Source organism: Methanosphaerula subterraneus (assembly GCF_052055875.1).
In the GTDB taxonomy this organism is placed as follows: domain Archaea; phylum Halobacteriota; class Methanomicrobia; order Methanomicrobiales; family Methanospirillaceae; genus Methanosphaerula; species Methanosphaerula subterraneus.
Window position 1 is genome coordinate 2,325,438 of the sequence record NZ_CP170508.1, and the last position, 26,625, is coordinate 2,352,062.

28 protein-coding genes and 1 pseudogene are annotated in these 26,625 nt (G+C 60.3%); 11 read left to right on the forward strand and 18 right to left on the reverse strand.

The window, feature by feature from the left end; genetic code table 11:
• Window positions 1-24 precede the first annotated feature (24 nt).
• The 3 genes from ACFKSJ_RS11415 to ACFKSJ_RS11425 all read right to left on the reverse strand — a co-directional run bounded on the left by ACFKSJ_RS11415 (window position 25) and on the right by ACFKSJ_RS11425 (window position 629).
• Window positions 25-210: a hypothetical protein gene (locus tag ACFKSJ_RS11415; protein WP_440949923.1), complete on the reverse strand. Its 186-nt coding sequence runs from the start codon at window positions 208-210 to the stop codon at window positions 25-27.
• Window positions 188-343, reverse strand: a complete 156-nt coding sequence (locus ACFKSJ_RS11420) for a hypothetical protein (protein WP_440949924.1) — start codon at window positions 341-343, stop codon at window positions 188-190. The genes ACFKSJ_RS11415 and ACFKSJ_RS11420 overlap by 23 nt, the downstream gene beginning before the upstream one ends.
• A gap of 148 nt (window positions 344-491) precedes the next feature.
• On the reverse strand, window positions 492-629 hold the full coding sequence (locus ACFKSJ_RS11425; protein ID WP_440949925.1) for a hypothetical protein: 138 nt from the start codon (window positions 627-629) through the stop codon (window positions 492-494).
• 197 nt (window positions 630-826) lie between these two features.
• On the opposite strand from ACFKSJ_RS11425, the gene ACFKSJ_RS11430 reads away from it, so the two are divergent.
• Window positions 827-1,153, forward strand: a complete 327-nt coding sequence (locus tag ACFKSJ_RS11430) for a hypothetical protein (protein WP_440949926.1) — start codon at window positions 827-829, stop codon at window positions 1,151-1,153.
• Here ACFKSJ_RS11430 and ACFKSJ_RS11435 read toward each other — a convergent pair.
• The 6 genes and pseudogenes from ACFKSJ_RS11435 to ACFKSJ_RS11460 all read right to left on the reverse strand — a co-directional run bounded on the left by ACFKSJ_RS11435 (window position 1,139) and on the right by ACFKSJ_RS11460 (window position 4,785).
• Window positions 1,139-1,777 carry a 3'-5' exonuclease gene (locus ACFKSJ_RS11435; protein WP_440949927.1) on the reverse strand — a complete coding sequence of 213 codons (639 nt, stop codon included), beginning with the start codon at window positions 1,775-1,777 and terminating at the stop codon, window positions 1,139-1,141. The genes ACFKSJ_RS11430 and ACFKSJ_RS11435 overlap by 15 nt on opposite strands.
• A gap of 418 nt (window positions 1,778-2,195) precedes the next feature.
• A complete protein-coding gene (locus ACFKSJ_RS11440) occupies window positions 2,196-2,531 on the reverse strand; it encodes a hypothetical protein (RefSeq protein ID WP_440949928.1) in 336 nt (111 codons plus the stop codon).
• A gap of 21 nt (window positions 2,532-2,552) precedes the next feature.
• Complete coding sequence (locus ACFKSJ_RS11445) at window positions 2,553-2,747, reverse strand: hypothetical protein (RefSeq protein ID WP_440949929.1); 195 nt, start codon at window positions 2,745-2,747, stop codon at window positions 2,553-2,555.
• A 109-nt stretch (window positions 2,748-2,856) separates the two neighbouring features.
• Window positions 2,857-3,162, reverse strand: a pseudogene (locus ACFKSJ_RS11450) (carbohydrate-binding protein); the annotation flags it as partial.
• A 12-nt stretch (window positions 3,163-3,174) separates the two neighbouring features.
• A complete protein-coding gene (locus ACFKSJ_RS11455) occupies window positions 3,175-3,390 on the reverse strand; it encodes a hypothetical protein (protein ID WP_440949930.1) in 216 nt (71 codons plus the stop codon).
• 63 nt (window positions 3,391-3,453) lie between these two features.
• A complete protein-coding gene (locus tag ACFKSJ_RS11460) occupies window positions 3,454-4,785 on the reverse strand; it encodes a hypothetical protein (protein WP_440949931.1) in 1,332 nt (443 codons plus the stop codon).
• Between the two features lie 266 nt (window positions 4,786-5,051).
• Between ACFKSJ_RS11460 and ACFKSJ_RS11465 the strand changes: the two genes are divergently transcribed.
• The 3 genes from ACFKSJ_RS11465 (at window position 5,052) to ACFKSJ_RS11475 (ending at window position 6,701) form a co-directional block, all read left to right on the forward strand.
• Entirely contained in the window at window positions 5,052-5,672 is a 621-nt protein-coding gene (locus ACFKSJ_RS11465; RefSeq protein ID WP_440949932.1) for a YczE/YyaS/YitT family protein, read from the forward strand.
• Between the two features lie 271 nt (window positions 5,673-5,943).
• Window positions 5,944-6,369 (forward strand): MarR family winged helix-turn-helix transcriptional regulator, encoded by a 426-nt coding sequence (locus ACFKSJ_RS11470; RefSeq protein ID WP_440949933.1) that lies wholly within the window; start codon window positions 5,944-5,946, stop codon window positions 6,367-6,369.
• A gap of 20 nt (window positions 6,370-6,389) precedes the next feature.
• A complete protein-coding gene (locus tag ACFKSJ_RS11475; RefSeq protein WP_440949934.1) occupies window positions 6,390-6,701 on the forward strand; it encodes a hypothetical protein in 312 nt (103 codons plus the stop codon).
• A 329-nt stretch (window positions 6,702-7,030) separates the two neighbouring features.
• On the opposite strand, the gene ACFKSJ_RS11480 is transcribed toward ACFKSJ_RS11475, so the two are convergent.
• Window positions 7,031-7,681 carry a CRISPR-associated endonuclease Cas6 gene (locus ACFKSJ_RS11480; RefSeq protein WP_440949935.1) on the reverse strand — a complete coding sequence of 217 codons (651 nt, stop codon included), beginning with the start codon at window positions 7,679-7,681 and terminating at the stop codon, window positions 7,031-7,033.
• 400 nt (window positions 7,682-8,081) lie between these two features.
• A complete protein-coding gene (locus tag ACFKSJ_RS11485) occupies window positions 8,082-9,074 on the reverse strand; it encodes a ComEC/Rec2 family competence protein (RefSeq protein WP_440949936.1) in 993 nt (330 codons plus the stop codon).
• 89 nt (window positions 9,075-9,163) lie between these two features.
• Between ACFKSJ_RS11485 and ACFKSJ_RS11490 the strand changes: the two genes are divergently transcribed.
• On the forward strand, window positions 9,164-9,388 hold the full coding sequence (locus tag ACFKSJ_RS11490) for a ferredoxin (protein ID WP_440949937.1): 225 nt from the start codon (window positions 9,164-9,166) through the stop codon (window positions 9,386-9,388).
• Between the two features lie 78 nt (window positions 9,389-9,466).
• Window positions 9,467-10,270 (forward strand): hypothetical protein, encoded by an 804-nt coding sequence (locus tag ACFKSJ_RS11495; RefSeq protein WP_440949938.1) that lies wholly within the window; start codon window positions 9,467-9,469, stop codon window positions 10,268-10,270.
• On the opposite strand, the gene ACFKSJ_RS11500 is transcribed toward ACFKSJ_RS11495, so the two are convergent.
• From ACFKSJ_RS11500 to ACFKSJ_RS11510, 3 genes are all read right to left on the reverse strand, one after another.
• On the reverse strand, window positions 10,214-13,093 hold the full coding sequence (locus ACFKSJ_RS11500; RefSeq protein WP_440949939.1) for a PAS domain S-box protein: 2,880 nt from the start codon (window positions 13,091-13,093) through the stop codon (window positions 10,214-10,216). The two genes, ACFKSJ_RS11495 and ACFKSJ_RS11500, sit on opposite strands and share 57 nt — an antisense overlap.
• Before the next feature lie 213 nt (window positions 13,094-13,306).
• Complete coding sequence (msrA, locus tag ACFKSJ_RS11505; RefSeq protein WP_440949940.1) at window positions 13,307-13,792, reverse strand: peptide-methionine (S)-S-oxide reductase MsrA; 486 nt, start codon at window positions 13,790-13,792, stop codon at window positions 13,307-13,309.
• A gap of 41 nt (window positions 13,793-13,833) precedes the next feature.
• Entirely contained in the window at window positions 13,834-14,064 is a 231-nt protein-coding gene (locus ACFKSJ_RS11510; RefSeq protein ID WP_440949941.1) for a hypothetical protein, read from the reverse strand.
• A gap of 126 nt (window positions 14,065-14,190) precedes the next feature.
• Between ACFKSJ_RS11510 and ACFKSJ_RS11515 the strand changes: the two genes are divergently transcribed.
• Window positions 14,191-14,937: a M48 family metallopeptidase gene (locus ACFKSJ_RS11515; RefSeq protein ID WP_440949942.1), complete on the forward strand. Its 747-nt coding sequence runs from the start codon at window positions 14,191-14,193 to the stop codon at window positions 14,935-14,937.
• Between the two features lie 280 nt (window positions 14,938-15,217).
• Here the strand turns inward: ACFKSJ_RS11515 and ACFKSJ_RS11520 are convergent, their stop codons facing one another.
• Window positions 15,218-18,004, reverse strand: coding sequence for a PAS domain S-box protein (locus tag ACFKSJ_RS11520; RefSeq protein ID WP_440949943.1), 2,787 nt, complete (start codon window positions 18,002-18,004; stop codon window positions 15,218-15,220).
• Between the two features lie 153 nt (window positions 18,005-18,157).
• Between ACFKSJ_RS11520 and ACFKSJ_RS11525 the strand changes: the two genes are divergently transcribed.
• Both ACFKSJ_RS11525 and ACFKSJ_RS11530 read left to right on the forward strand, forming a co-directional pair.
• On the forward strand, window positions 18,158-19,189 hold the full coding sequence (locus tag ACFKSJ_RS11525) for a PAS domain-containing protein (RefSeq protein WP_440949944.1): 1,032 nt from the start codon (window positions 18,158-18,160) through the stop codon (window positions 19,187-19,189).
• Between the two features lie 178 nt (window positions 19,190-19,367).
• Entirely contained in the window at window positions 19,368-19,814 is a 447-nt protein-coding gene (locus tag ACFKSJ_RS11530; RefSeq protein WP_440949945.1) for a response regulator, read from the forward strand.
• A gap of 200 nt (window positions 19,815-20,014) precedes the next feature.
• Here the strand turns inward: ACFKSJ_RS11530 and ACFKSJ_RS11535 are convergent, their stop codons facing one another.
• Both ACFKSJ_RS11535 and ACFKSJ_RS11540 read right to left on the reverse strand, forming a co-directional pair.
• On the reverse strand, window positions 20,015-22,720 hold the full coding sequence (locus ACFKSJ_RS11535) for a PAS domain S-box protein (RefSeq protein WP_440949946.1): 2,706 nt from the start codon (window positions 22,718-22,720) through the stop codon (window positions 20,015-20,017).
• Between the two features lie 155 nt (window positions 22,721-22,875).
• Window positions 22,876-24,099, reverse strand: coding sequence for an FprA family A-type flavoprotein (locus tag ACFKSJ_RS11540; protein ID WP_440949947.1), 1,224 nt, complete (start codon window positions 24,097-24,099; stop codon window positions 22,876-22,878).
• 80 nt (window positions 24,100-24,179) lie between these two features.
• On the opposite strand from ACFKSJ_RS11540, the gene ACFKSJ_RS11545 reads away from it, so the two are divergent.
• Window positions 24,180-24,959: a V4R domain-containing protein gene (locus ACFKSJ_RS11545; protein ID WP_440949948.1), complete on the forward strand. Its 780-nt coding sequence runs from the start codon at window positions 24,180-24,182 to the stop codon at window positions 24,957-24,959.
• On the opposite strand, the gene ACFKSJ_RS11550 is transcribed toward ACFKSJ_RS11545, so the two are convergent.
• Window positions 24,937-25,860: a phosphatase PAP2 family protein gene (locus ACFKSJ_RS11550; protein WP_440949949.1), complete on the reverse strand. Its 924-nt coding sequence runs from the start codon at window positions 25,858-25,860 to the stop codon at window positions 24,937-24,939. The genes ACFKSJ_RS11545 and ACFKSJ_RS11550 overlap by 23 nt on opposite strands.
• A gap of 98 nt (window positions 25,861-25,958) precedes the next feature.
• On the opposite strand from ACFKSJ_RS11550, the gene ACFKSJ_RS11555 reads away from it, so the two are divergent.
• Window positions 25,959-26,504 carry a diacylglycerol/polyprenol kinase family protein gene (locus ACFKSJ_RS11555; protein ID WP_440949950.1) on the forward strand — a complete coding sequence of 182 codons (546 nt, stop codon included), beginning with the start codon at window positions 25,959-25,961 and terminating at the stop codon, window positions 26,502-26,504.
• Window positions 26,505-26,625 lie beyond the last annotated feature (121 nt).

Below are 26,625 nucleotides of genomic sequence, written 5' to 3' on the forward strand. Positions count from 1 at the left end.
GGTTGTCCATTCTCTTCAGGCCCTTCAGACCGGTGCCGGCATGCTGTCTGCCCCGGTCTCGATCCGGGTCAGAAGTGCATCGTCGGCACGATGAGATGGTGATCCGGTCCCGAGTAAGGTGACCCCGTAGACTTCACCGTTCTGATCATGACACTTCAGTGTTGCCGAGAAGGTGTCATCGGCGGGGTCATGGGACGGGGCGCCACCCATCGCAGTCGAGATCGCGGCCGATCCGGTGATGGATCGTGATGCTGGCGGTGTTCCCGGCGCTGGTCTCTGCCCTGGCCACCACCTGGCCGACGGTCTTTGCATCGATGTCCAGGTTGCGGTCCGGGCGGTGCAAGATCCAGTGCTGCGGTCTTTGAGACCGACTTTTCACCACACATTTTCCCATTTTTCCTCCTGCCCCGAGAGGTGTAAACCAGAAGTCGGGCTTTAAAAAAAAGCGATTTAATCGTCCTGGTGTTTCCCTGCATTCCTTCTGATATCCGTCAATTGAACCCTCTCCTGCATTCTAATCCCGACAGGTCCGGGTGCGGCACCACCTCCCGGGCCTGTTTCCGGGTCGGGTTGAGGCCCCGGATCTCCTCCTCTCCGGCCGGCCCCTCGGGTCTGGTGATCGTCCGCAATTTCCCGGGTTCTGACGTACTGTATGCAGGTCCGGGCGATCCAGCAATAATCCGAAATCAGGTCTCTCGTGGGGAACGGGCCCTGAAATCTGCCCTGAATGGCAATAGATATAAATATGATACTCAGTATAGTCAGGCCGCTCAGCATGCATGTGGCCGCAGTCTGAGCGGTAGGACGATCATTAGAGGAAGATATCATGTCAGACACAGAAAAAGGAAGAGATCCGGGGAGTGAATCCAACAGGGGTCTGGCCTCTGCCGACCCGGAGACCCGGGCACGGGTGGCACGGGCCGGTGGGTATGCCCCACACCGCGAACGAGGGTTGCAGGCCGCCTCTCCAGAGACCCGCGAGCGGGTGGCACGCATGGGTGGAGTGGCCTCTCATGGCGGCGGGCATGCCGCCACCACCGCCAGCGCAGATCGAACTCCGTCACGGGCTCACCCCCCCAGTGGGCCGGACCTTGGACCACTCGACCGGGACAGGAGGGCATCCAGGTCCGGAAAACGATCATCCGGGACCTGATCCAGTCAAGTGCGGTTGGGATAATGCCCTCTTTTTTGAGCATCCTTCGTCTTCTTCGTTCTTCTGCAGGTCTCTGATCGCAAAGAAGCAGGCGGCGCACGCCTTCGCATCGGCAAGGGCCCGGTGAGCCCCGATGAACGGTTCATTGAAGAGGTGCAGATACAGGGCCGAGAGAGAGAACGGCCGCGGACGGTGGCCGGCGACCGGGCTGCGGAGGGCTTTCGAGGCTTCCATCGTGCAGAACCTGGGCCTGTCGAGAAGGTCCACCGGCATGTCAGCCCGGATCAGTTCGGCCCCGACCACCCGGTGATCGAAACTGATATGGTGGCCGCAGATCAGTTCGCTCTGCTCCAGAACTGCCAGAAACCGGGCCAGCACCTCGTGGATATCAGCCCCCTCTCCCGCTGCCTGCTCGGTGGTGATCCCATGGATGGCCGTACTCGCGGCCGGCACCACAAAGCCGTCCGGACGGACCAGCCGCCCCTCCTCCTCGATGACCGTCCCCTGCCGGTCGGTCAGCACCCAGCCGAGCTCGACGATCCTCGGCCAGTTGGCGACCCTGCGCATCGAGGCATGCTTTTTCTTCGGGAGGCCGGTGGTCTCGGTGTCAAAGAAGAGGTACACGTGGAATCAGGTGTGCGGGCAGGATATTTATAGTGTTGAACACACCATCCTCAACCAATCGTAGACTCAGAAGAGTCAGGGATCGGTCTATTTTTGGAGTAGATGCGTATTAGACCATCGAAGAATCTTACAGATTCTTCTCATCTGCTTCCCTCTTACGAGTGAACCAGATATTTGAGAAAACCTGGTATCTGTCAACTGTCCGGTTTTCGAAAATTCTACCATGCCGGCAGGGTTTAACTCCGTCAGCCGGCCGGGAACGGGGATCGGTTCTCCCCTGACACCTGGCGATGGGAGGGGGCTAAGCCCCTCCTCCGACGCAGCACCTCAACGGCCACCCGACCCAGGGTCTCCCTGAATCTGGCCGATGGAGCAGTCGAGAGTTATGATCAGGTCAGGGGGGCGTGTAAATCAGGGGTCATATCGACGAACAGGGATTTCGTGTACCGCTCGATCTCTGTAAGGTCAAGGGGTTCCATCGTCTTATCGGGTGTAACTCCTCCATTTTCCACCCGGTCTGGTGGCTGGATTGGGGTTTTTTGAGGAGAAGGATCGTCCCACCAGGGACCTTCAGCTCGGAGTCCCGGGCCGGCCATCCGATTCCGGCCCCCTCCGTGATGCCGACGATATCCCCGCGCCTGTACTTCGGGGTGGACGTTGCCTCTCTCTGCATGGTTGGACAGGGAAGGTGCCGCCGGTCGACCCGGTGGAGGCCGAACGGTGGAACCATCTTCGAGCTCGTAATCCTCTTCATCTCTCAGAGGATTGACCGATATCAGCCCTCGTAGGCAACGAGGATCGATCCGGTATCTTTCTCAAGGGACTGGATACTGGTCAGTTCCTGGGAAGAGAGCTTCTTGTACGGGGGGATCTTCTCATAGCCGACGAGGATTACCCCGATCTTCTCCTCGAGTCGACGTACCTCCTGAAGTGAATCCTCAGAGAGGTGTGCGGGTCGTGCGCTTTCCATTCAGATCACCAACCCCGTATCGTCTGCTCTTCTACATATACACTCGCTAAAATTAATCTGGGTTAACACAACCTTTCTCCATCCCCCACCTATCCAGTTTCGGATGCCGTCACCCGGAACTTGTTGTGAGTGCCGGAGTGCAGTTCCGGTTCACAAAACTGATCCAGTTGATGTTCGCAAAATCGGTTGGGAACGTGAACTTCAGCCGGTGCTGCCCGGCCGGCAGGGCCACCGGCACTGAAACGGTCGGGAGGGCCAGCCAGTCCCCGGTGTTCGGGACTAAAACTGTGGCGGCCGGTATCGTCCCATCGTCGACATACACCTGGACAGACGACCCGGCGTGGGAGGACGCAACACGGAACCCGGCGTCATAGGTGCCGGCGGTGCTGATGTTCACGGTGTACGCGAGCCACTCGCCGGCCCGGGTTCAGCCGATGTTCGGACTGTGATCGGTGTCGAGCACCTCAATGTCCACATCGTCCTGCCGGCAGATCCCGCCCTCGTTCCCGCGGGTGGTGTCATGGTACGCGACACCCTCGCCGCCGAGATCGTAGTCCTCGGCCTGCAGGGTTCCGGTGAGGGTGTGGAGGCCGTTGTACGGGGTGCCGACTGGGGTCGTAGGCGGCACCGCCGGCACGGTCACCTGGACATCCTTCGTCGAAGAGCCGGCTGCACTGATTGCGGTCAGCGTGTTCCGTCTCGATCCCTACAGGCCGTTGAAGACCATGACGAGATCATTGAAGTCGAGCCGGCCGTTCCTGGTGAAGTCGAACGCACTGAGCGGCTCGTTCTGGGCGATCCAGTCCATCTGGTTGAAGAAGATCACCACGTCGTTGAAGTCTGCGATCCCGTTGCCATTGATGTCTTCACAGAGCCCATCACTGTTGAGATCCCGGGGAGAGTTTGTTCCCGGGGGTACCGGTGCCGGCCGCACCGGCAGCGTGCCGCCCAGGATCTCCCCGAGTGAGAGGCCGGTGACCGTCGAATCCGTCACGACCACGGTATGCGCGTCCGCGTGGTCGATCCGGTGCAGGCTCTGGGTGAAGACCTGCAGGGCATCGACCTGGTGATCTCCGTCCCAGTACATCGGGATCTCCCAGCGGGAGCCGTTCTGCACCACCTCGTACGTGGTGTAGATCGGGAACGCGTCCGGCCCTGCCGGGGCGGCCACGCCGGCGACCACGTACCTGATCGACGAGGTGTCGTTGCCGAGTATGTCCCCGGTCAGGTACCGCGGGGACGTGCCGGGATACGGCTGGTCCTGCCAGAGTTCGGGTCCATAGCCTTCCCCGGCGAGGAATTCGGCGAACGAGAGGTGATACCACCCTATGTCGCCTGTATTGGTGGCTGTATCGTTCACGATCAGGGTGTGCGGATCTGCATGGGCGATCCGGCGCATACCCATCCCGATCAGCACGTCCTCCGGCATGCCAAAGCCGTTGTAGTCAAACCAATCTATCTCCCAGCGGTCCCCGTTCTTTACCACGTCGTACGTTCTGTAATAGATCTGGCCATTGTTGGTGTATACTCTCCCGATCAGGGTCCCCCCTGCGGGCGCATACGAGTTGTTCAGGATGTCACCAGTGACGTAGAGCGCGGTCCCGGATCCGGGCTCCCCCGGTGCCGGTTCGACCGGGTAGACCACGCCGGCCCGTGCCTCAGCGAGCGAGAGGCCGGAGTACTGCATGTCCCCGCCGGTGACCTCCGGGTCTGTGATGATCACGAGGATCGGGTCGGCGTGGTCGACCCTGTGGAGGTCGAGGGTGTCGGCCTGGACTTCGGTGAGCTCGAAGTCCCCGTGCCAGTACTTCGGGATCTCCCAGCCGGTGCCGTTCTTCACCACCTCGTACGCGAGGTAGACAGTCCCGGTCTGGGTCGACACGTTCGCGACCACCATCCCGGTCTCCGGCGCGGCTGCAGTGCCGAGGATGTCCCCGACGACATAGCGGGGGAGGCCGGTGTCGGTATCGATCGCGGCCGCCGGCGCAGCGACGAGCAGCAGAAGCAGAAGCAACAGAGGCAGTGCAGAGAAGTGCATATGTGTTGAATGGCTGTCTCCCTATATACGGATACTGTGATGCAAAACCGGGAAATTTCCGAGCGGAATGAGGTCGAAGGCTGGTCCCATCCTGTGCGACATGCTCTCTCGCCGGGGAACGGCGTAGGGTTGATGCGTACCTGCACGCCATCAGAGTCCAGGATTTTAGTTGCATGCGCCACTATTTAATCCCTGAAAGATCAAATTACTAGAGGAGACCTTCAGATTTGTTAACCTCTCATACGCTCAAAAGATGGATATTATTATTGATTGGATTATTTTTCATGGGCCTGGGAATCAGTCTGATCACACGGTCGTACCTGGGGACATCTCCCATTTCAAGTGTTCCCTATGTGCTCTGTCTGATATTTCCCATCACCTTTGGAGGATTCGCCTTCTTGCTGGGTCTTCTGTTTTTAGTCATGGAGATCCTTATACTGGGTAAAGATTTCCCAAAAAAACAACTCCTTCAACTGTTTGTCGGCGTACTTCTGGGTGTCTTCATCGATGTGGGAATGTACCTCTCCGCCTTTGTGAATCCGGAATTTTTTGCTGCAAAGATCGTCACGTTACTCCTCGGCTGCATCGTTCTTGCCCTGGGAGTCTATCTGGAAATATCGGCCAATTCATTCCTGTATCCTGCAGATGCCATTGTGAAAGTAATTGCTCAGAAATCGGGAAAAAAATTTGGAACCACAAAAATTTTGTTTGATTCCACGCTGTGTTGCGTTGCAGGACTTATTTCACTCTCTGCATTCGGGACGATTAAAGGCCTGGGAGAGGGGACCGTCATATCTGCTTTACTTGTCGGGTATATCATAACCGGAATCAGCACCATCTTTTTACAGTTCAGTAGCGGAAAGGAGTTGTTACATTCCGATCACTGACCTTTTTCCGTGGTGACCATGCTCTCTTGCAGCGATATCAGCGAAACTCTTCTGGGAGGATCCCCGGATTCCTGCTGACCGGTGCGATGGTGAAGTGGAATCGGAAGCTGGTGGGCGGGTCGATGCCCTGGCCGCCCGCGGAGGTCATCGATGCAGAAAGACAAGTGCCGGCTGTTCTTGATATCGTTGGTAATTTGTCGACATGTAGTGACCGGCGTACAAATCTATTAGTGGGTAAAAGTTGCATATGAAACTAAAATGGGGGGGTTCCATGAAGAATCTATCAAAGTATATCTCTGTGGCTCATCGTCGTGCACAGATGTTTTACACGGAACATCTCAAAAAATTGGAACTGAGTAGCGGACAGTATATGTTCATCGTCTGTATCTGTGAGAACATTGCTCAAACACAGGATGAACTGTCTCAACGACTGATCATCGACAAGGGTACCGTGGCAAAGGTCCTGCCCCAGCTCGAGACGAACGGGTTCATCACGAAGGTCGTCAATCCTGAGGATCGGCGTGAATTAAAGATATATCCGACTGATAAGGCTCTTGCCGTCTATCCTGAAATACTGGAGATACGAGATGCGTGGCACCGGAAGATGACGGAAAACTTCAGTGATCTCGAACGCGATATTTTCGAAAAACTCCTGGAAAAAGTGATGGAAAACGCTATCGATCACTGCAAGGACTGACCTGTTTCCATAGTTAACACGTGAGGAGTTCTGACCCGCATTCGAGAGGCTGTAGGGACCGGCAGGGCCACCAGCACCGAAACGGTCTGGAAGAACGGTCAGTCGCCGGCCCGGATCCGGCCGACGTTCGGCGAACCGTCGGTGTCGAGCTGTTCGAGGTCGACATCGTCCTGACGGTGGACTCCGCCCTTGTTCCCACGGGTGGTGTCGTGGGCACCGTCGTGGTGTTCACCGGTGCCGGCCGTGCCGGTTCACCGCCTGCCGTGCTGGTGACCGCAGCTCTCCGCAGTCTTTGCAGGTGGTCGCAGCATCTTTGCAGTTTCTGCTGCTGACTATTGGAGGTGATTGCCGGCCCTATTTCTGAATCCGGGGGTGGATGCCAGTATTTTATCTTTGGTCGCAGTTTTTCCGGAACACACACCGTGACACACGCACTCCCCTCAGGTGAGGGTGCGGGGTGCGTGCTCTTCAAATCTGCTGCGTACAACGATCCTTCTCTCTGTACGCGTAATGATTTATCAGCCGTTTCCACAGATGGGGCCTATTATCGGTTTTCATGGTCGCAGTTGAAACTGCGTTTATGCTGCGTATATGCTGCTGATGCTGCTGACAAGTGTTCGACCGCGGCTCCTGGTCGCCGTCATGTCCGGCCGGACCCCCTTTACTCCCCCGTCACCGCCCTCCGCCTCATCCCCCCGAACCCCGCCGGCACCGATCGCCCGAGGCCGAGCAGGTCCGGAATGACAAAATTCACCGAGAACGTCCCGGTGAAGAGGATGACGCCGGCCCCGTCGAGCCGGCTCTTCTGGAAGTGCAGGTTCGATGCAACGGTGACCGGGCCGGGGATCGTGTATCCGACCGCCCGGGCGAGCGAACCGATCTGTTTCACCAGGATCTTCTGCACGAACCCGTCCCGTCGGTCCTTCCCCTTCAGCGTGTAGAAGGTCCGGGCCTGCTCCTGGTTCAGCGCGATCCAGGGGGTGACGAACTCGTACGACAGCATCTCTTCAGCGATCCCGAACGCCTCCTCCCTGACGGATGCATCCCGCCCCTGCACCGGATAGGTCGCCCCCCCCGCTACGATCGTCTCTCCGAGGTCGGCCAAGACCGCCGCCCCCTCGTTGATCCCGATCACCGTCGGCACCCCGTCGACGACCCGGTACTGCACGACCGGGTACTGGTGGATCGCCCTCTCCGGGCGGGCCTGGGTGTACTCGTTCACCGCCGCCGAGAGGTACCGGAGAAGGTCGCGTGCGGCGTCTGCATTGGGCCCCGGAGGACTGAGCGTGAGGGTGAAGATCTGCAGGTTCATGAGTGACAGGTCGACCGCATCAGTAAAGAGAACTCTGATCGCCGGCAGAGACCTGAAGAACCGGGGGTGGTGAAGAATGATCTGCCTCCTCGTTACGCGGCCCGGACATCGGTCGCATGCTCACTCTCATCGGCCAGGAGCGTTGTTGCCGTCTGCTGAATCGAACCATCCGGTCCTGTACTGAACACGACCCTGCCATCATAGGGTGGAGAGAATTCCCGACATCTCGCAGAGAAGATGTTTCCATCCCATGGGGTTAAATTGAAGACAATTGGTCTCTTCCCGAATGTGAAGGTCAGGTTTTTGGCTCTGCATCATCTCGCGATCTATCCCACTCGAGGATACGGTTCGATCGCCCGACCGGTGAACCAGGTTTGTGACCAGAGCGAACGGCCGGCCCTCACGAATCCCCGCCGGCGTACTCCGGCCACATCGTGCAGGTGGTCCCGTCCGAGGTGACGATTACGTTCCCGTTTTTGTCCGTCCTCCCGACCAGCGCGTTCCGCAGTGCCAGCGACCCGGTGATCCGCGGATCCGGGAACCCGTAGATGTTCTCCCCGACATTGACCACCCCGATATCGGGCGAGACCCTGACCAGGAACTCGCCGCTGGTCACCTGCCCGTTGCCATGGTCCGCTACCTTCAGGACCGAACTCTTCAGGTCCACCCCGGATGCGAGCAGCCGCTGCTCGGCCGCCGGCCCCATGTCCCCGCAGAAGAGGAACGAGGTGTTCTTGTAGACCAACCGGAAGACCAGCGAATCCTCGTGCTGATCCCGGGTCGAGACCGCCCCGGGGTTCAGCACCGTGATCGAGAGCGCAGGGTCGAGGTCAACCGTGTCCCCGGCCTTCAGGTGGGAGACCGGGACCTTCTGCGCCTCCAGCAGGTCCAGGATCCGCTGGTACCCGAGCGGGTGATCGACCGGCCCGCCGTTGTCGAGGAACTGCCCCGGCCTGAGCGCCCGGATCACCGCCTCCATCCCGCCGATGTGGTCGACATGGGCGTGGGTCGCCACCAGCATGTCGAGGGAGGTCACCTTCTGCGCCGCAAGATAGTTCACCACCGCCTCCGCGCTCTCCTTCGGGCCGGCATCGATCAGCATCGTATGCCCGTACGGGGAGATGATCAGGGCGGCGTCCCCTTCGCCGACATCGATGAAATGGACGATCAACAGCCCCTCCACCGGCACCGGGGCCTCAGTCTGCACCGGCTCGAGGGTCGGGATCTCCTGGGCCACGATCCGGGGGCTGGTGTTCGGCATCACCTCGTGCGGGAGGACCGAGATCGGCGGGATCGTCACCGGGTCCACCCTCGGAAAGAAATGACTGAACCCGCCGAAGAGGGCGAAGAGGACCACCGCAAAGCACACCACGATCAGCAGGTTCACCTTCATAACAATGGTACCCGGTTGGTGCAGATCGCAATTAAATGAACCTGAACGAATCTGCAGCGTATATATGTCCTCACGACCAAAACGGAGCCATGCAAACCGTCTCGATCGACCGTGACGCCTGTATCTCGTGTGCGGCCTGCTGGCTGCTCTGCCCGGAACTCTTCATCAAGGAGAGGAAGGACGAGAAGAGCGCCATCCAGCCCCGACACCGGATCGAAGGCCGGCTCGGGGAAGGGGTGGTGCCCGGGGACCTGATGCGGGCGGCCGCCGAGGCCGTCGACGCCTGCCCGGTCCATCTGATCATCCTCCGGTGACCCGTTTCCACCAATACCTTCATCACCTCCTGATCAGAGATCAGAGTGACCATGTCGGGCTCGCCGGCAGGAGCACATATGCGAAAGTGTACCCACTGCGGAATGGAGATCCAGCCGGACGTCACCATCTGCCCCTACTGTTTTAAGGCAGTCGTTGCGACAAAACGATGTACCCATTGCGGGACACAGGTCAGGTCGGGGGACCGGACCTGCTCGTTCTGCAGAGCTCCCCTGCTGACCCGGAGGGTCCCCGATGACCCCTTGAAGGTCTTCATCGCCATGGCGAAGGACCCGATCGAAGAGCGCGAGCGCCACCCGATCCGGTCCAACCCGTTTCTCCTCGTCTACCTGCTGGTCTTCATGGTGATCGTGGCCGTCCTCCTCTGGCAGATCTACGGTCACCTGGGACCCGGACAGTCGAAACTCCTGGTGGAGGGGGTGCTCGAGGATGTGGCCGGAGACCACGCCGGCATCGGGGGCGACCTGGCCGGGAGTGAAGCCGCGGCGGTGTCGGCCTGGACCGCCCTCAACAGGTCGGGGATCCCGGCGCGGATCCGGTTCGGGTCGCTGCAGGGGCAGGTGAGAACTCTCTCTGCCTCTGACCGCGCCTGGGTGATGGCCGAGGTCGAACCTGGCCGCTGGATCGCCGGCGACCCGGTGAAGGGGTCTACCATGGAGGCGGCAGACCACCCGCTCTACTACCGCGGCTGGGACTACTCCTCTGCTGCGGAGGCGCAGGCCTCGCTGAACCGGTTGACCCGGTATAAGACCCTGGATGCCGCCGTCACGGCCGGTACGGCTTCAGTAGCAGAGCAAAAAGAGCAGTCACTGCTTGCATCGACCCTGGCCCAGGAGTCCGGGAACCTGACCACCGTGGTGTGAGGTTGGCGCCGGGAGGGTGAAGAGAAATGTTGACCCCTGCCCCTCGTTGCTCTCCACCCAGAGTTCGCCCCCGTGCCGTTCGACCACCTTTCTGCAGATCGCCAGCCCGATTCCGGTACCGGGGTATTCCGCCTGGGTATGTAACCGCTGGAACATCAGAAAGATCCGTTCCTGAGCGTCTGCCGGGATCCCGATCCCATTGTCTTTGAACGTGAAGGTCCAGGTGTTTCTGCTCCGGGCTGCACTGATATGGACCTGCGGGCGAGCCGGACCGTGGAACTTGATCGCATTGGTGACCAGGTTCAAAAAGACCTGCTGCAACTGCCCGGCATCCCCGCTGACACAGGGGAGTTGATCATGCGTGACCCGGGCTCTCTCCTCGGTGACCTGATGCTCGAGCTGGGCGAGGGTCGTCCTGAGCAGGTCCTCGCAGTCCACCGTGGTGAACGCCGGCCCCTTGGTGAGCCGGGAGTAATCGAGCAGGTCGGCGATCATCTCCTTCATCCGCTCTCCTCCGTCGACGATGAACCCGATCATCTCCGCTGCATCGGGGCCGAGCGCCGATCCGTACCGCTCTTCGAGGAGTTTGATATAACTGAGCACCGTCCGGAGTGGTTCGTTCAAGTCATGGGAGGCCACGTAGGCGAACTGCTCCAGGTCCCGGTTGGATTCTTTGAGATCATGGACTGCCTTCTGCAGATCCTTCTCCACCTTCTTTCGTGCAGTGATATCCCGCAGCACCGAGTGGATCGCCTGGCCGGGGTTGTACGGGATCGCCGCCGAGGTGATCTCAACCGTCACCTGTACCCCGTCAGAACGGAGGACCCGTACCTCGGTCAGAGGGGCGGAATTCACCGCCCCGGCCTCCATATCCCGGATCCGCAGGGCGATCATCTCCCGGTCATCAGGGTGGAGCAGCGCGGTCATCTCAGTCCCGATCAGCTGGTCAGCAGACCTGGCCCCCAGGAGTCTGGCCCCGGCAGGATTCAGATACACAAACCGGCCCTGCTGGTGGATCACAATCGCATCTGGGGCCAGGTCCACCAGGGAGCGGTACCGCCGCTCGCTCTCGGCCAGTGCCTCAGCGGCCGTCACCCTGTCGGTGATATCGCGCGAAGCCATGAGGATCGCCTCGATCTCCCCTGTCCGGTCATGTATGGGGCTCAGAATGTACGCCAGGTGCCGGACGGCGCTGCTCTCTTCGCGCCGGTACTGTCCCCGGATCACATCCCCCCCGGCAAAGACCCTGGTCACCTTCTCAAGGATCGACGAGATACATTCACCTGGAATCCCGAGTACCTGTACCGTCGCATCCAGGCTCTCCCCTGCGTTCATCTGCAATGCTGAGGCTGCTGAAGGATTCAGGTATGAGATCCGCAGATCCCTGTCAATGATCAGGATCTCCTCGGGCGTCGCGGTCAGGACCGAGCGCAGCCGCTCCTTCTGGTCGTCGAGATCGGCGGTCAGCCTGCGGAGACGGGTTGCCGCTGTACGCAGTTCTTCGTTCTTCTCTTCCAGGTCCTTCGCATACCGGGCGTTCTCTTCGTCAGCGGTCCGTCGACCGGTGACATCGGTAGTGATCACCGAGTATCGTCCGTCCTTGATAGACGTGAACCGGTTCTGAACGCACCGACGGGAACCGTCCTTCTGGTGGATCCAGAACTCCAGCACCTCTGGGAGGATCTGGTTCCGCCTGGCCTCGTCCAGGAGAGCGGTCAACAGCGGCACCTCCTCCGGCTCAGCCATCTGCAGAGGGTTCATCTTGAGCAGTTCTTCACGCGGGTACCCGAAGATTGCAGCGGCCTGCTCGTTCAGGTAGACGACCGTCCTGTCCTCCACGATCGTCAGACCGTCCCGTATCGACTCGGCCAGGGTTCGGAACCGCTCTTCGCTCTGCTTCAGCGCCTCCGCGGCTCTCCGCTGCACTGTGATATCGGTGATGGCTCCGACCCACCTGATCGGTCTCCCTGCCCGGTCCCTGATCGCCGTGGCACGGTCTGCGACCACGATCACCTGGCCGTCTCGCAGTCTGAGCCGGTATTCCTCTGCAAACGGGGCACCTGTCCGGAGGTGCATGGTCATGCCCCGCTTCACCTGCTCGCGATCATCCGGGTGGATCCCCTCCTCCCACCCGTGTCCCGTCACTGGGTACTGGTGCAGGTCCCGGGCCCTTCCAAACCAGCGGACCTGATCGGTGGCGGTCTCATGCTCATAGACCAGGTCCAGGATGCTCTCGGCCGCGATCAGAAATCGTTCCTCTGTGGCCTGAAGCGAGCGGTTGGCCTGGTGCCGTTCCGGGATCACCCTGACCAGCCAGTGCATTCCCTCGATTGTTCCATCCGCGCTGATCAGGGGTTTCGCCTTCACGGCGATGGGACATACTCCTCTGTTCCTCGGCTGCAGGTACAACTCGGCAGCGTGAATCACCTCGCCATGCCCGAGCCGTTCTGTGATCGCACTATAGAGGTCTTTACTCTGTGGATGGAGATAGATCCCCCAGGGCTTCCCTTTGAGTGATGCAATCGGAACGTTTAAAAGTGCCTCCATCCCGTCGCCGGCCACGATGATCACCCCGCGGTCATCGGTGATCAGCTCCTCCTCGATCGGGGATATCGTGCAGTCTCCGGTTTCTTTTTGCAGGCTGGCCAGATCCGCGATCCTGCTGCTTTCTGCCTCCAGCCGGTCGAGCAGTTCTTCAAGTCCGGTGATGGAACGGACAGTTCTCTCCGAACCATTTGGATGTTGATGTAAAAATGAGGTCCGGAGTGTATTCAGATACTCCCGCATCTGGTCGATCTGCCAGCAGAACGGACCTGCCGTCATGCCGATTCCCTGGCTCCGGTCGATCTCATCAAACCCCCCGGCCCAGCAGGCTCTCCTGCTCCTTAGAGATTACTGATACGCCCGGGTTTATAAAGGTAGATACCCTGTCAGGGTCGAAGGGAACCCCCTGTTCCTCTGGCACCGGCCCCGGGCTCTGCCTGGCCGCCGCGGCCGCTGTGGTGACCAGCAGCAGCCCGACCGGTCGTCAGCATTTCAGAGGTTGCAGCCCGACCTGCCGTGCCTGGCCAGGTATTGCTGGTGGTACTCCTCTGCCGGGTAGAACTGGGAGGCCTGGATCACTGTCGTCCGGATTGGACGCCCAAACCGTCCTGACTGGTTCAGGTCCAGGATCATCCTCCGTGCCTTCTCCTCCTGCGCCGGCGAATGCACAAAGATCACCGACCTGTACTGTTCGCCGACGTCTGGCCCCTGCCTGTTCAGCGTCGTCGGGTCGTGATGAGAGAAGAAGATCGCCAGCAGGGCCTGGTACTCGACCTGATCGGGGTCGAACTCCACCTGGACCACCTCGGCATGCCCGGTCCTGCCGGTACAGACCATCTCGTAGGTGGGGTCGGGAGTAGTCCCCCCCATGTAGCCGACGGTTGTCTTCCGCACCCCTCTGATCGTCCGGAACGCCTCCTCAACCCCCCAGAAACATCCCCCTCCGAATGTCGCCGTCTCCGTCGCTCTGCTCTCCATGTGAGCAGATCTGCCGGATGGGAGATAAACTCACTGGTGCGTCAGTGTCTTTCCTCATCCCCGCGTGCGATCGAGACGATCATCTTGGCGCACTCGGTCCTGTTCCGCTGGAAATACAGGTCTGCCAGCGTGTCGTAATCCATCTCGTTCTCTTTATGGGTATTGAAGTAGTATTTGATCGCCCTGTCGCAGCGTTCGTACCGCTCGATCTCGGCGGTGATCTCGCGCCCGTACTTCTGTGCAATCCGTTCCAGTAGTCTCTCGGTCTCCATCTGCACGCTCTCTCAGTACTTTTGGTCCTCCGGGATTATCTAGATGACCGTACCCTGCCCCTCTAGTCGGATCAGACTCCTTTACGCACCCTTAAACACGCAGACCCCCCACCTCTGATCTGCCAGATGAATGCACGCACTATCGGAGGACCGCCGCTTCTCCGAACCGGGGGCACCTGCTGCTGCAGGGGCCGGTCTATCCCCTATACTGTCCAGTACCGACCGAGGCGTAAACACCTCGCTGTGGTTGTCCACCCCGACCTCCGGGTCGAGGTGCTGGTGCCGGAGAGGACCCGGGGGGCCGCGATCGACCGTCTCCTCGTGGAGCATGAAGGCTGGATAGCAAAGACCCTCGCCCGGCTGGAGGCCTCCCCGACCCGCACCTTCTCCAGGGTTTATCTGGAGGAGGAGACGTTCCTGCTGCTCGGGGAGCGGTACCGCCTTTCTGTCAGCAGGGGCCCTCCCTCTGTCACCGCTACGGACGGGCGGCTCTTGGTGGAGATTCGCGAGCCGGTAGACCGATCTGCGGTCAGGTCTGCGGTCATCGCGTGGTACCGAGAACAGGCCGCAGCCGTCATCCTCCCTCTGGTCGACCGGTATGCAGCCGTAACCGGTGGAGGGGCACAGAAGGTCCGGTTCAAACTCCTCAGGAAGCAGTGGGGCTCCTGCTCGTCAAAGAAGAATCTGAACTTCAACATCAGGCTGGTGATGGCTCCGCTCCCCCAGATCGAGTATATCGTCGTCCATGAACTCTGCCATCTCGGCTGCATGGACCATTCCCCACGGTTCTGGAAGAGGGTGGCGGCGGTGCTCCCGGGGTACCCTGATGCGCGGCAGCATCTCCGGGAGCAGGGATGGGAGTACCAACTCTGAGTGGGTGGTGGGAAAATATTTATAGTATTGAAGATATTTGAGGATCATCCCCTGGGTCTGGGGGATGATCAAACACCACCTAGAACAGAGTCATCGACAACCTCAATGCAACAGAAAACACCTTCAATTATCTGTAGGGAGCAGAGACTAGACGGGATCTTTTGACCGGCGGCCGTCCGAGATGGCCAGCCGGTCCGGCACTGTGGCCATCGGTGCCCCCTCTCTGCTCATCCTGGAATGGTGTCCTCTTTTCTGATCTCAAGATCACTGTTCTGAGATCTTACAGGGTATTCTGACTGGTTATCAGCACCAGCACTCGGGTTGCGTCACCCCCGGAAGGGCCGGCACGGACCACGACGCTGATCCGCTCCCCGTCCTCCCTGACTGCTGTGCAGGTCTCATTGGCGGCCTCCTCCCTGTTCAGCAGTGCGGTCACGGCCGGCCTGCACTCCGGGCTGAATATGGAGAGGAGGCTGAGCTTCTTTGGTCTCTTTGGAACCGTGTACTGCAGAACGGCCGAGAACTCCCGGTTGATCTGGGTGATCGTCCAGTCGGCATCGATCAGCACCGTCGGGTATGGGATCGACTCCACAAGATACTGGGACTGCTCCCCTGTCTTCGAGAGCAATCCAGCCAGCCGGCGGTGGTCGGAGACGTCCTCCCCAAGGCAGATGAGCCCGGCAAACTGCTGACGGCCATCGTAGAGCACCAGGCAGGTCCACCCAACCTGCAGCACCCGTCCGTCGGCGGTCAGCACCGGCCCGGTCCAGTCCCTCCGGTCTCCCCTCCGGGTGACCAGATCCCGCAGAGTCAGTCCGAGGTCACCGGTCTCTTCAGGGACCAGATGCAGGTGCCAGTCCCTGCCCAGCACATGGTTCCTGGTCCAGCCGGTCCTGGCGATCAGGGGATCGTTGCATGAGACGAGTGCACCGTTCTCGTCGAACTGCAATGCCATCAGGGGGACCTGGTCGATCATCGCAGAGAAGCGTCTCTTAGCCTCGAAGAGCACCTGTTCCTGCTCTCTCTCTCCGGTCCGATCGACCATGAATCCGATCATACCCTGGTTTTGCCCCTGCTGATTGGTGACCGGTGCCGTGGTCAGCAATGCCTCGACCACCCCACCGTCCTTCTGATGGATGGTCACCGGGACGTTCTCCTCTCCTCGGGCGAGTTTCTCCCCAAGGAGGTGCTCCTCTCCCAGACCGGCCTGTTTGAGTACCTCGACGGCCAGCCGCCCCTCCAGTTCTTCGATGGAGTGCCCGAGCAGCCTGGCCAGCGGCCTGTTCACCAGCACCGCCCGCCCTGCGCTGTCAGTGGACCATGCCCCAATCGGGGCGGCGTTCACCAGGCACTGGAACCGCAGTTCACACGCTGCCTGCTGCTGCTCTGCGCGCAGTTCCTCGCTGATATCGGTGACGAATATACAGTAACAGAGGGGCAGGTCGCCGGTCTCGCGGACGAGGTGGGCGACGAGCTCCACCGGCACCCGGCGTCCGTCCTGGTGAAGAAGTTCCTTTCTGTACTTTTGCGACTCCCCGGTCTGGGAGAGTCTCTCCAGCGCTCTGGTCTCCGTCTCCCACCACTCCCGTGGGGTCAGATCCGCACTCCAGTCCAGCGCTTTCAGCTCCTTCTCGGTGTACCCGAGCATCCTGCAGAGTGCCGGGTTTGCATACGCAAACCTCCCATCAGGATATTCTATTGCAATCGGTTGGGTGGAGTACACAAAGACCGCTGCCATCATCTGGAGCAGACCCTCATTTCTGGCCAGGTCCCGGTCCATCCGCTGCTGGTTGGTGATGTCCCTGAGTGAGGCCAGGATACCGGTGATCGTCCCGTCCCCGTCGCGGCAGAGAGCGGCATTTAAGAGGGCTGGCGTCCGGCACCCGTCGGCATGCAGCACCTCAACATACCGGTTCCTGACCTGTCCAGAAAAAATGACCTCTCCAAAGACCTGCCTGGCCATGGTCTGGTCAACAAAGTACCGGTTGAATGGTGTCCCGATCAGGTCTTCACGTGGATACCCGGTGATGGCCACTGCGGCCTCGTTCACATCGTTGATGGTGCCGTCGCGGTCGACCGATGTGATTGGGTCCAGGTTTGCCTCGATCATCGCCCGGTTATGCGCACTTAAGATCCGGATCTTCTCCTCGTTCTCCTTTCGCCTGGTGATGTCTCTGATGGTGCCGCCCAGCCCCAGGATCTCCCCGTCACTGGTGAGGCGGAGGTGACTGCTGACCGAGACCGGGATCAGGGATCCGTCCCCCCTGACCAGGGTGGTCTCAAAATCATTGATGGCTCCCCGCTTCAGGACCAGGCTCTCAAATTTCTTCCGTTTATCCGGTTCTGCCCAGAACGAGATTGCGGGACGCCCAAGTACCTGGTCCATCGATTCGTACCCGAGCATTGGAAGAATCTGCTGGTTGGCAAAGATTATGATATCCTCGTGGTCTGTCCGGTAGTAGATATCTTGGAGACTCTCGATGATCTCGGTGAGTTGATTTTCCCGCTCGTGCAGCGCCTGTTCCGCCCTGATCTGGGCGGTGAGATCCTCCATGATCATCGCAGTCCCGGCCGCCCCGGACTCAAGGGTGACCGGCACACACCGCCGCAGAAAGATCCGATCCTCCTCGTTGAACCGGACCATCTCTCTCGCCTCTCCCGTCTCTGCCGCAGCGACGAAGGCTGCTTCCAGTCCTTCCATATCGGGTGCCACCCCCCTGATGGTGGTGATGTGCCTGTTGACCACCTGGTCTCTGGTCAGATCGAGCAGGGAGAGGAACTGGTCATTGATGAAGGTGATGACCAGGTCTTCATCGACGATCAGGATCAGGTCCGAGGGAAGGGACATCATCGCCGATAAGGGCATCCGTGCGGCACTGGTATAGAGTTTGGCCATGCCGAACCTGCGCATCCTGATCTCCCCTGCTGCATAGAGAGTGTCCAGGGATCGGCCTGTGGAGTTCTTGTTGACGCCGAGTGCTGCAGCGATCTCGGTGACACTGAGTCCCTGGGGGTGTGCACTGAGTAATTCCCGAATCTGGTCAAGGCGCTGGGTGTTACTGGTCATCTTCACTATCTGTTGATCTGGCGGTCACTTATAACTCCTCTTTTCTGGTATCTGTGTGGGGTTAACTAGATTTATTGATATTAATTGAGAACAATCATTCAATGTTATTATTAAATACTCAAAAAATAACTCTCCTCATGTGGGTGGACTGATATGGCCAGTACTGAACAAACCGGAGGGGAGGAATTTGCGGAATCCCTCCTTCGGCATCATCAGGTATTGCAACAGGTCTTCGATGCGATCGAACTGCCAATCATCAGGACCGATCGTGATGGGCAGGTGCAGGGACTGAACCGCGCAGCAGCGGTGCTCGCCGGGTTCCCTCCCGAAGCCTGCATCGGCAAAACCTGCGATGCTCTCTTCAACCCGGACAGGTCGGCCGGTGGAACCGGGACGATCCGACGTGCGGTGCTGAGAACTGAGTCCCAGGTCGCTGATGCAGTGGTCTATCCCGGGGGGAGAGAGATGCCGATCCGGTTTGGGGTCTCGCCGCTCTTTGATGCCGGCGGGGAGGTGGACGGAACCGTCAACTACCTGGTCCGTGACCTCTCAGAAGAGAGGGCGCTCCTCGTGCAGATCCGTGTTCTTGCCGACCGTCTCGCAGCCGGTGACCTCGGTGCTCGCGCAGGGCCGGTGGAGGCCGGCACCACCGGGGTTGAGATCATCGAAGCGATCAACGGGATTGTGGACCTCCTGTCCGGGCAGGTGCAGGCTCTCACTGCGCAGACAATTCTCTCCACCTTCTATGCAGATGAACTGGCGAAGGTCAATGCCAACCTCAAACTTCTGGCAGAAGGGTCTGTGGACCTGGACCTCTCAGTCAGGACGACTGACCAAGCCACGGCCATGGCAGGAATGCAGTTCGTCGCGATCAATAAGGAGATCACCCGGGTGGCCACCTCGCTCACCTGGCTGGTCAACGACACCGGTGCGCTGGCCAGGGCCATCATTCATGGCCGGTTTGGAGCCCGGGCAGATGAGCAGGCCCATCGGGGAGTCTACCGGTCGGTGATCCGGGGAGTGAACGGTACTCTCGACACGCTGATCGGGTACTTTGCCCTCTACGGCCCCCTCCAACAGATCGTGTCCAGTGAACCGCACCCCAGGAAGACTGGCCAGGTATTTCGATCCGGTGCCAACCTCGATCCTCACCGTCGCGAATGGCTCTATGATCGCGGGGACTGATCAGTGCTTTCGATCCCTTCGGGTTCTCGATCCAGGATCCACATGGTCTGGTTGTCGATTTGCGCCCTGCAAAGACTGGGTCTGATCCATTGGAAGGGCCTTCTTGAGCTATGATCTCATCTGAATGACACCTCAGATGAAAAACTATTTATGGTGCTCCGGTGTCAATGGGTAGACCATGGGACTGGGAGACGGCGGGAGGGCAATGGAGATTCTTCTGGTCGAGGACAACCCTGCAGATATCAGGTTGACAAAGGAGGCGTTGAAGGAGGCGGACCGCGAGGTCAATCTGAACGTGGCCGTAGATGGCGTGTCGGCCCTGCAGTACCTGCGTACAATCGGCATCTCTCCTGATCACCCCCGCCCCGATCTGATCCTGCTCGACCTGAACCTGCCAAAGAAGAACGGGCGACAGGTCCTGGCCGAGGTGAAGGCCGACCCGGACCTCCGGACGATCCCTGTTGTGGTACTGACCACCTCGACCTCTGATGAGGATATTCTGGCCTCCTATCACCTGCATGCCAACTGTTACGTCCATAAGCCGATGGATCTGGAGTGCTTCATCGAGGTGATCCTCTCGATCCAGTCCTTCTGGTACCGGACGGCGGTCTGGCCGGGTGGATGATCAGAGGTCCCTGGTGATCTCCGGGATCCCGCCCTCATCACCTCAAAGACCCGCCTGGCATGTCCCACAGTATATTGTTCGCCCGTCCACTCTGGTGGTCGGGAGGTACCGGAGACTACCGGACTCCAGTGTTCTTCTGCAGGAAGATAGTTAATGGGCAGACCGTTCAGGGTGAACGTGATATCGCTGCCGGTCACACCCTAAGGAATCTGGTAATGTTTGCGCAAAAACCCCCGAACCTTCTCTGAAGCGACCCAGCCCTGGTCGAGCTGGGTGACGAGGTCGTTGATCGACTTCACCTGGACAAGGATCTTCTGGGCGAATGCAGGTTCTTCCAGGTCGGCAAGCCCGACGATCACCGCCAGGGGATTCCGGATCTCATCGTTCAACGCTGCCATCTGTGTCAGGTTCTCCTGAATCTGCTCGAGTGCAGCCCGCTCGAGCTGCTGCAGTTCACGCCGTTCGGTGATATCCCTGGCCACCGCGAGTCCGACCTGCGTGCCCTGCAGTTCGATCAGCACTGCATTGATCTCCACAGGTACCATCGACCCGGTCCGTCCGACCAGAGTCGACTCAAGGGTGACGTACCCATAATGTTCGAGATCGGTCTGCAGGGTCCTGATCTGCTCAGGATGGGATGCCAGCACCTGTTCAAAGGGCATGGCGAGCAGTTCTTCGCGCGTATATCCAAGCCTGGCGCAGGTCGCCCGGTTTACCTCGGTCATCCTCGGATGCTCCCGCTCTTCCACCTGGATCAGGAAGATCAGATCGCTGGTGCTGTTGAAGAGGGTTCGGAACTTCTCCTCGCTCTCGGCGAGGGCCTCCTCGGCCCTGATCCGGTCGGTGATATCGTGGACGATCGTGTACAGCAGCCGGTCCCCGCGGATGATCAGAGGGCCGGTATAGAGTTCGACCTCCCGGATGGTGCCGTCGGCGAGGCGATGGCGGGCATGGAAGGTCTGCTGGGTCTGGGCTGCTGCTTTTTCGATCTCGGCACGCAGATCCGGTTCAGGTAAGGGGTTCATATCGGTCGCATGCAACTGTGTCATCCTCTGGTGGCTGTAACCGTAGAACCTGAGGGCAGCCGGGTTGGCGTCCACAATTGCCAGGGTCTCTGGGTCCACGAGCATCATCGCCGCAGGGTTGTTGTCGAAGAGCGACCGGTACCGCTCCTCGTTCTCGCGGAGGGCCAGTTCCTGCTCTTTCTGGTCGGTGATGTCCCGGATCGATTCGATCGCACCGACCACCATGCCGGTGGTGTCATAGAGCGGTGAGGCGATCCCCCAGAGGAACGCTCCCCGGCCCTGCCGGATCGCCGGGGCAACCGCCTCGCCGATCAACCGATCCCCATGCTCTTCAAACCGTGTGAAGGGTGGTCGTGGCCCGGTCTGCCCGCCGGGGACCAGATCGATCAGCATCAACCGGTCCTCGCCATAGAAGGCCCTGGCATAGGCGTGGTTCCGGTTCCCGATGATCGCGGATCCTTCGACTCCAGTAAGCTCGGTCATCGCCCTGTTCCAGGCGATCACCTGCTGGTCGGTGTCGATCACGAAGGTGGCATCGGGCAGGAACTCGATGATCTGCGCAAGGCGCTGATATAATGCCTGGAGACGTTCTTCGGCCTGTTTTCTGCCGGTGATCACCTGGGCCATCGCCATCCCACCGGTGATCGCGCCGCTGCCGTCCCGCACCGGAAGCGTACGTACCTCGAGGACCTCCCCTTGAAAGGCCATCTCAAAGGTTCTCTCTTCTCCCTTCAGCGCATCGACGAAATGGGGACGGATCATCGCAAGCATCTCCCCGGAGAAGACCTCGTCGATCGTCCTCCCGACCAGCACCTCAGCCGAGAGGCCGGTTGCAGGGAGGTCCTTTCCGTCTGCGAGGGTATATCGGAGGTCCTGGTCGAAGAGGAAGACACCCCCGTTCGGGAAATGTGCGGCCAGCGCCCGGTACCGTGCCTCGCTGGCCCGCAGCCGTGCTTCCGCCCTGTTCCGCTGCTGCTCGGTCTCGATCATCGAGAGGCCGAAGGCGATGTCGGTGGTCAGTTCCCGAAGGAGTCTCACCTCCTCCCCGTTGAAGAAGTCCGTGACTGATGCAAAGAAGGTGAGTGCCCCTGGGGTCCCCTGCTCGGTGATCAGCGGAAAGGCCGCGACAGATCGGTATCCCCGTGCCAGGGTCTCATCCCGCCATGGCGCCATCCTGGGATCAGTTGAAATATCATTCATCAGCACCGGCCGGCCTTCGCGTATGGCGGTCCCGGTCGGTCCCCGGCCTGCCGGGATGTCCTGCACCGAGATGGTGATGGCGTCCAGGTACCCGGCGACATGTCCGGCCGAGGCCACCGGAACCACCAGCCCGGTCTGAGGATCGGTGATCCCGGCCCAGGCCTGCAGAAACCCCCCGTCCTCGACCGCGATCCTGCACGATGCAGAGAGGAGCTGTACCTGGTCATGGATTCGTATCAGGGCACGGTTGGTCGATTGGAGCACGGCATTGAGCCGGCCCAGTCGGATCACCCGTTCCTCTCCGCGCCGCTGCAGCACGGCCCTGGTGATCTTCTCTGCCAGTTCTGCGAACTGCACCTTTGCCACGCCCTTCTTCTGGACGTAGAAGTCTGCACCTGCTTCATAGGCCTCTGCAACGACCTCTTCCGTGCCCCGACCGGAGAAGAGGATGAAGGGCAGTCCGGGATATGCCCTGCGGACTGCATGTAGGAGTTCGATCCCGTCGGCTCCCTGCATCACAAAGTCGGCGACCACTGCATCCGGAAGGTCTGCCCTGAGCTGCTTCAGCGCCTCCTCTGCCGAGGCCGCGCTCCTGACCATGTACTCGCCGGTCTTTTCGAGCGATCTCTTTCCGATATCCAGCAGGTCCAGCTCGTCATCGACGAGGAGTACAGTGATCATAGCAGCCCTCTCCGTTGGTATTCTCTAATGCAGGGTTCACCAAAAATAGTTTCCCCCGGCACTGGAGGTGTGGTTAAAATCGGGAGGGTCGGAGAGCCGCCCTGGTCCCGGCTCTGCTGATATCGCTGGTGGTGTGGTACGAAAAGAGGGGATAATTAAAGGGCTTTGACCCTGCGTCCGAGGTCCCTGCCCATCTCAAAGCAGCGGTCGAGTTCGGACCCGTCAGGGCGGTAGTGCACCTCGAAGCCTTCATTGATCACCTCGATCCCTGCCGTCCGCAGTGAATCAGTGATGTAGTGGATCGCCCCGCCCTTGCCGCCGTGTGAGCCGAAGGCGAACCCGATCTTCTTGTGTTCGAGTTTTCCAGGCCGCAGACCGCGCAGGTAACTGAGGAAGTCGGCGACGGTCGGGTAGACCTCGTCCTGCAGGGTGGGGGAGCCGACCAGCACCGCCTTGGACTCCAGGATCTCGGGGACGATGTTGGACCGGTGCGTCCCTTCGACCTTGCCGTCCTTGAGGATGCAGACCTTCACATCGACTCCTTCGGCCATGATCCCCTCGGCCAGGGCCTGGGCCATCATGTCGGTGGAGTGGTGCATGGTGTCGAAGACGATCGTCACCTTGTCCTTGGAGACGCCTTTCGACCAGTTCACGTACGCCCCCAGGAGGTCGGCAACGTAGGACCGCCAGATCACGCCATGGCTCGGGGCGATCATCCTGATCTCGATCCCGAGAGTTCCGACCTCTTCGAGTTTCTTGAGCACCTTCCTGGCGAGCGGGGTGAGCAGGTTCGCGTAGAACTTCCTGGCATGGAGGAGCGCCTCGTCCTTGCCGAGCTGGTCGTCGAACCTGGCCGCTGACGCGATGTGCTGTCCGAACGCGTCGTTCGAGAAGAGGATCTTCTCCTCGGCGAGATAGGTGAACATCGAGTCCGGCCAGTGGAGCATCGGCGCCTCGAGGAAGACGAGCGTCTTGCCGCCCAGGTTCACGGAGTCCCCGCTCTTCGTCTCGATAAAGTTCCAGCCTTCGGTGCTGTAGTGGCGTCCAAACCCGGTCACGGCGGCTGCGGTGCAGTAGATCGGAACACCCGGGATCAGCTTCGCCATGCCGGGCAGGCCGCCGGAGTGGTCGATCTCGACATGATTCGCGACGATGAGGTCGATCTTTGCCGGGTCGATGATCTCCCGGACCCTGGCGAGCAGTTGCTTCTCAAACCCCGGGTAGGTGTTGTCGATCAGGGCGACCTTCTCGGTGCCGACGACCAGATAGGCATTGTAGGTGGTGCCGGGCAGCGTGTACCCATGGTAGTCCCTGATGTTCCAGTCGATTGCCCCGACCCAGTAGACGCCGGGGGCCAGTTCAGTTGCTGTGGCTTTCATTGTTCTGCTTCTCCAATGGTTAGTTCTGGGGTATACGAACATTCCATTATATACGAACAATCCTATATCTAGATTACGGTATGTCAGTGAAGAAGTCAGGAGAAGAAAGTCATACCCCGGCCGTCGCCCTCTTTTCGACGGATGAGGGGATCCGGACGGTGGGCGGCCAGGTCCAGATGCGGATTCTTTCGATGCTCGGGAAGGAGGACCTGAGTTTCGACCAGATCGTGGCCCGGTCGGGGAGGGCCAAGTCCACGATCTCGGTCCATCTGAAGGGGCTGGTCGACGGAGGGGTCCTGACGGTCAGGGCCGACCCGGAGGACCGCCGAAAGAAGTTCTTCTCGCTCGCCTCCCGCCATGTCGGGGACCTCTCCTCAGGGGACCTGCTCAGGTCTGACCTGGGCGCCTACCTGAAGGGCTACGCCGGCGCCGACGCGCCGCCCCCGGACTTCTTCCGACTCCTCTTCCAGACCCTCCGGGTCACCCTCCTCGCCGACGGGATCAACATCGACCCGCTCCTCTTCTCCACCGGGCTGCATGTCGGCGAGGCGGTAACCCCGTCCGTCGTCGGCCCGGATCTTGCGACCCTGCTCGCAAACCTGGCCCGGTTCTGGGAGAAGCACCGGCTCGGCAGGGTCGAGGTGGTCTCGCTCGATCCGGTCACCCTCTTTGTGTACGACTGCTTTGAGTGCGGGGACCTGCCGAATATCGGCAGACCTGCCTGCGCCTTCGACGCAGGGGTCCTGAGTGCTGTCTTCTCCGATTATTATCATCTGACCCTGACTGCGCAGGAGACGGCCTGTTATGCGATGGGCGACGATCACTGCTGCTTTGTGATCAACCCCGGGTCTCTCCCCTGAGCTGGCCGGTCCTCTCCCCGCGGTGCCGGCAGATGGCCGGTACCCCTGCCGTGATCCACCACCCGCAGATCGCGGCGCCCAGGGTGATGAGCACCCAGCAGAGGGGAGACCTGGTCAGATCTGCCAGTACTTTCACCCCTCCTGCGAGCAACAGCAGCCCGGCGGTTCCCCAGAGGTATCTGGTCACCTTTTCTCGGGTCGTCAGGGCCGGCGGGAATCCCAGGCGGTGTTCGGTCAGGACCGCCCCGGTGGCGATCCCAAAGAAGAGCCCGGTCCAGATCAGGTGGTCCGTGGGGTCGAGCGGCCCGGTCAGCGATGTGAACGCCGATACTCCGACCGGCCAGAGTCCGCCTGCAGCCAGGCAGACCGGGTAGAGCGCGAGCAGCAGCACCGATCCCCCGATCGCCACCAGCATCTGACGGCTGATCGTCAGCCCTCGCAGCCATCCGGTCAGCCGGCGGTCAACGACCAGCAGTACGGCCACCAGCAGAAGCCCGACAAACGTCCCGGCTATCACCTGGCCTGGCGTGTGTGCAGCAACCAGCACCCTGCCCGCCCCGACGGTCAGGATCAGGAGACCCGCAACAGCGAACGCCGGCAGGGTCCTGACCTTTCCGGCGAGCCAGCCGGTTGCAGTGGCGGTCATCTCTGCATGGCCGGACGGGAAGGCGTACGACGGTTCCCCCGGCCACCCCCCTACCAGCGCGGAACCCCACGAGAGGCGTGGGACTTGGAAGAGAACCTTCAACCCGGTGTTCAGCCCGCCGCTCACCATCGTCAGCAGCATCGCCCGCAGGCCGAGGGCGGGGTCGACGCACCAGTACAGGGCGGGGAGGAGGAGCAGGACCAGGTACATCAGGTTCGAAAAAAGGTTCCCGGCAAGAATCGCGATACTCTCCATCTCTCTCCTCTCCCCCAGTTTTGGCGCCTGCCTGTAGATAGGATCTTTGATGGAGGATGTCAGGATTTCCTTAATAGCTTGAACGTAGATGATGGTATATGCGCGAGGACCTCCGCCAGGTTTTGCATCTCCTGATCGGCCTGGTGATCGCAGCCCTGATCCAGTTCATCGAGCCAGCGGTGGCGGTCCCGCTGCTTGCCGTGGGCCTGCTTGGGGGGATGGTGGTCGCCGATGCGATAAGCCGTGGGTTCCATCTCCCCCTGATCTCCTGGATCCTGGCTCAGGCCGAGCGGAGCGGGGCGGTCCCCGGGCAGGGCACCTTCTTCTTTGTGATGAGTGCGCTGGCCTGCCTGGTCCTCTTCGGGAGTGAGACGGCCGCGATCGGGGTGCTGGTGCTGGCGGTGCTGGACAGCGTGACGGCCCTGGCCGGGATGACCTTCGGCAGGCGGAAGATCTATCATAACCGAACCCTTGAGGGGACGATGTCCGGGATCGTGGTGATGGCCGGCATCCTCTTCTTTCTCATGCCTCTCCCCCAGGCCGTGCTGGTCTCCGTCGTCGCCGGGGTGATCGAGCTCTATGCCCCGGTCGACGACAACCTGCTGATCCCAGTTGGGGTCTGCCTGTTGATCACAGCACTCTGACCGTCGACTCCAACAGTTCTCGGCGGTTCTATTCGAGAAACAGTGATTGGAGTGGCTCTCCAGGTCGACGCTGCCCGCGGCTTATCTCTTTTGACAACCCATACCTCCACATAAAAATTCG

Coding starts and splice junctions, on each gene's coding strand:
- ACFKSJ_RS11415 (WP_440949923.1), bottom strand. CDS start 210: ATGGGTGGCGCCCCGTCCCATGACCCCGCCGATGACACCTTCTCGGCA.
- ACFKSJ_RS11430 (WP_440949926.1), top strand. CDS start 827: ATGTCAGACACAGAAAAAGGAAGAGATCCGGGGAGTGAATCCAACAGG.
- ACFKSJ_RS11440 (WP_440949928.1), bottom strand. CDS start 2,531: ATGAAGAGGATTACGAGCTCGAAGATGGTTCCACCGTTCGGCCTCCAC.
- ACFKSJ_RS11445 (WP_440949929.1), bottom strand. CDS start 2,747: ATGGAAAGCGCACGACCCGCACACCTCTCTGAGGATTCACTTCAGGAG.
- ACFKSJ_RS11460 (WP_440949931.1), bottom strand. CDS start 4,785: ATGCACTTCTCTGCACTGCCTCTGTTGCTTCTGCTTCTGCTGCTCGTC.
- ACFKSJ_RS11470 (WP_440949933.1), top strand. CDS start 5,944: ATGAAGAATCTATCAAAGTATATCTCTGTGGCTCATCGTCGTGCACAG.
- ACFKSJ_RS11480 (WP_440949935.1), bottom strand. CDS start 7,681: ATGAACCTGCAGATCTTCACCCTCACGCTCAGTCCTCCGGGGCCCAAT.
- ACFKSJ_RS11485 (WP_440949936.1), bottom strand. CDS start 9,074: ATGAAGGTGAACCTGCTGATCGTGGTGTGCTTTGCGGTGGTCCTCTTC.
- ACFKSJ_RS11490 (WP_440949937.1), top strand. CDS start 9,164: ATGCAAACCGTCTCGATCGACCGTGACGCCTGTATCTCGTGTGCGGCC.
- ACFKSJ_RS11495 (WP_440949938.1), top strand. CDS start 9,467: ATGCGAAAGTGTACCCACTGCGGAATGGAGATCCAGCCGGACGTCACC.
- ACFKSJ_RS11500 (WP_440949939.1), bottom strand. CDS start 13,093: ATGACGGCAGGTCCGTTCTGCTGGCAGATCGACCAGATGCGGGAGTAT.
- msrA (WP_440949940.1), bottom strand. CDS start 13,792: ATGGAGAGCAGAGCGACGGAGACGGCGACATTCGGAGGGGGATGTTTC.
- ACFKSJ_RS11510 (WP_440949941.1), bottom strand. CDS start 14,064: ATGGAGACCGAGAGACTACTGGAACGGATTGCACAGAAGTACGGGCGC.
- ACFKSJ_RS11515 (WP_440949942.1), top strand. CDS start 14,191: ATGAATGCACGCACTATCGGAGGACCGCCGCTTCTCCGAACCGGGGGC.
- ACFKSJ_RS11520 (WP_440949943.1), bottom strand. CDS start 18,004: ATGACCAGTAACACCCAGCGCCTTGACCAGATTCGGGAATTACTCAGT.
- ACFKSJ_RS11525 (WP_440949944.1), top strand. CDS start 18,158: ATGGCCAGTACTGAACAAACCGGAGGGGAGGAATTTGCGGAATCCCTC.
- ACFKSJ_RS11530 (WP_440949945.1), top strand. CDS start 19,368: ATGGGACTGGGAGACGGCGGGAGGGCAATGGAGATTCTTCTGGTCGAG.
- ACFKSJ_RS11535 (WP_440949946.1), bottom strand. CDS start 22,720: ATGATCACTGTACTCCTCGTCGATGACGAGCTGGACCTGCTGGATATC.
- ACFKSJ_RS11540 (WP_440949947.1), bottom strand. CDS start 24,099: ATGAAAGCCACAGCAACTGAACTGGCCCCCGGCGTCTACTGGGTCGGG.
- ACFKSJ_RS11545 (WP_440949948.1), top strand. CDS start 24,180: ATGTCAGTGAAGAAGTCAGGAGAAGAAAGTCATACCCCGGCCGTCGCC.
- ACFKSJ_RS11550 (WP_440949949.1), bottom strand. CDS start 25,860: ATGGAGAGTATCGCGATTCTTGCCGGGAACCTTTTTTCGAACCTGATG.
- ACFKSJ_RS11555 (WP_440949950.1), top strand. CDS start 25,959: ATGCGCGAGGACCTCCGCCAGGTTTTGCATCTCCTGATCGGCCTGGTG.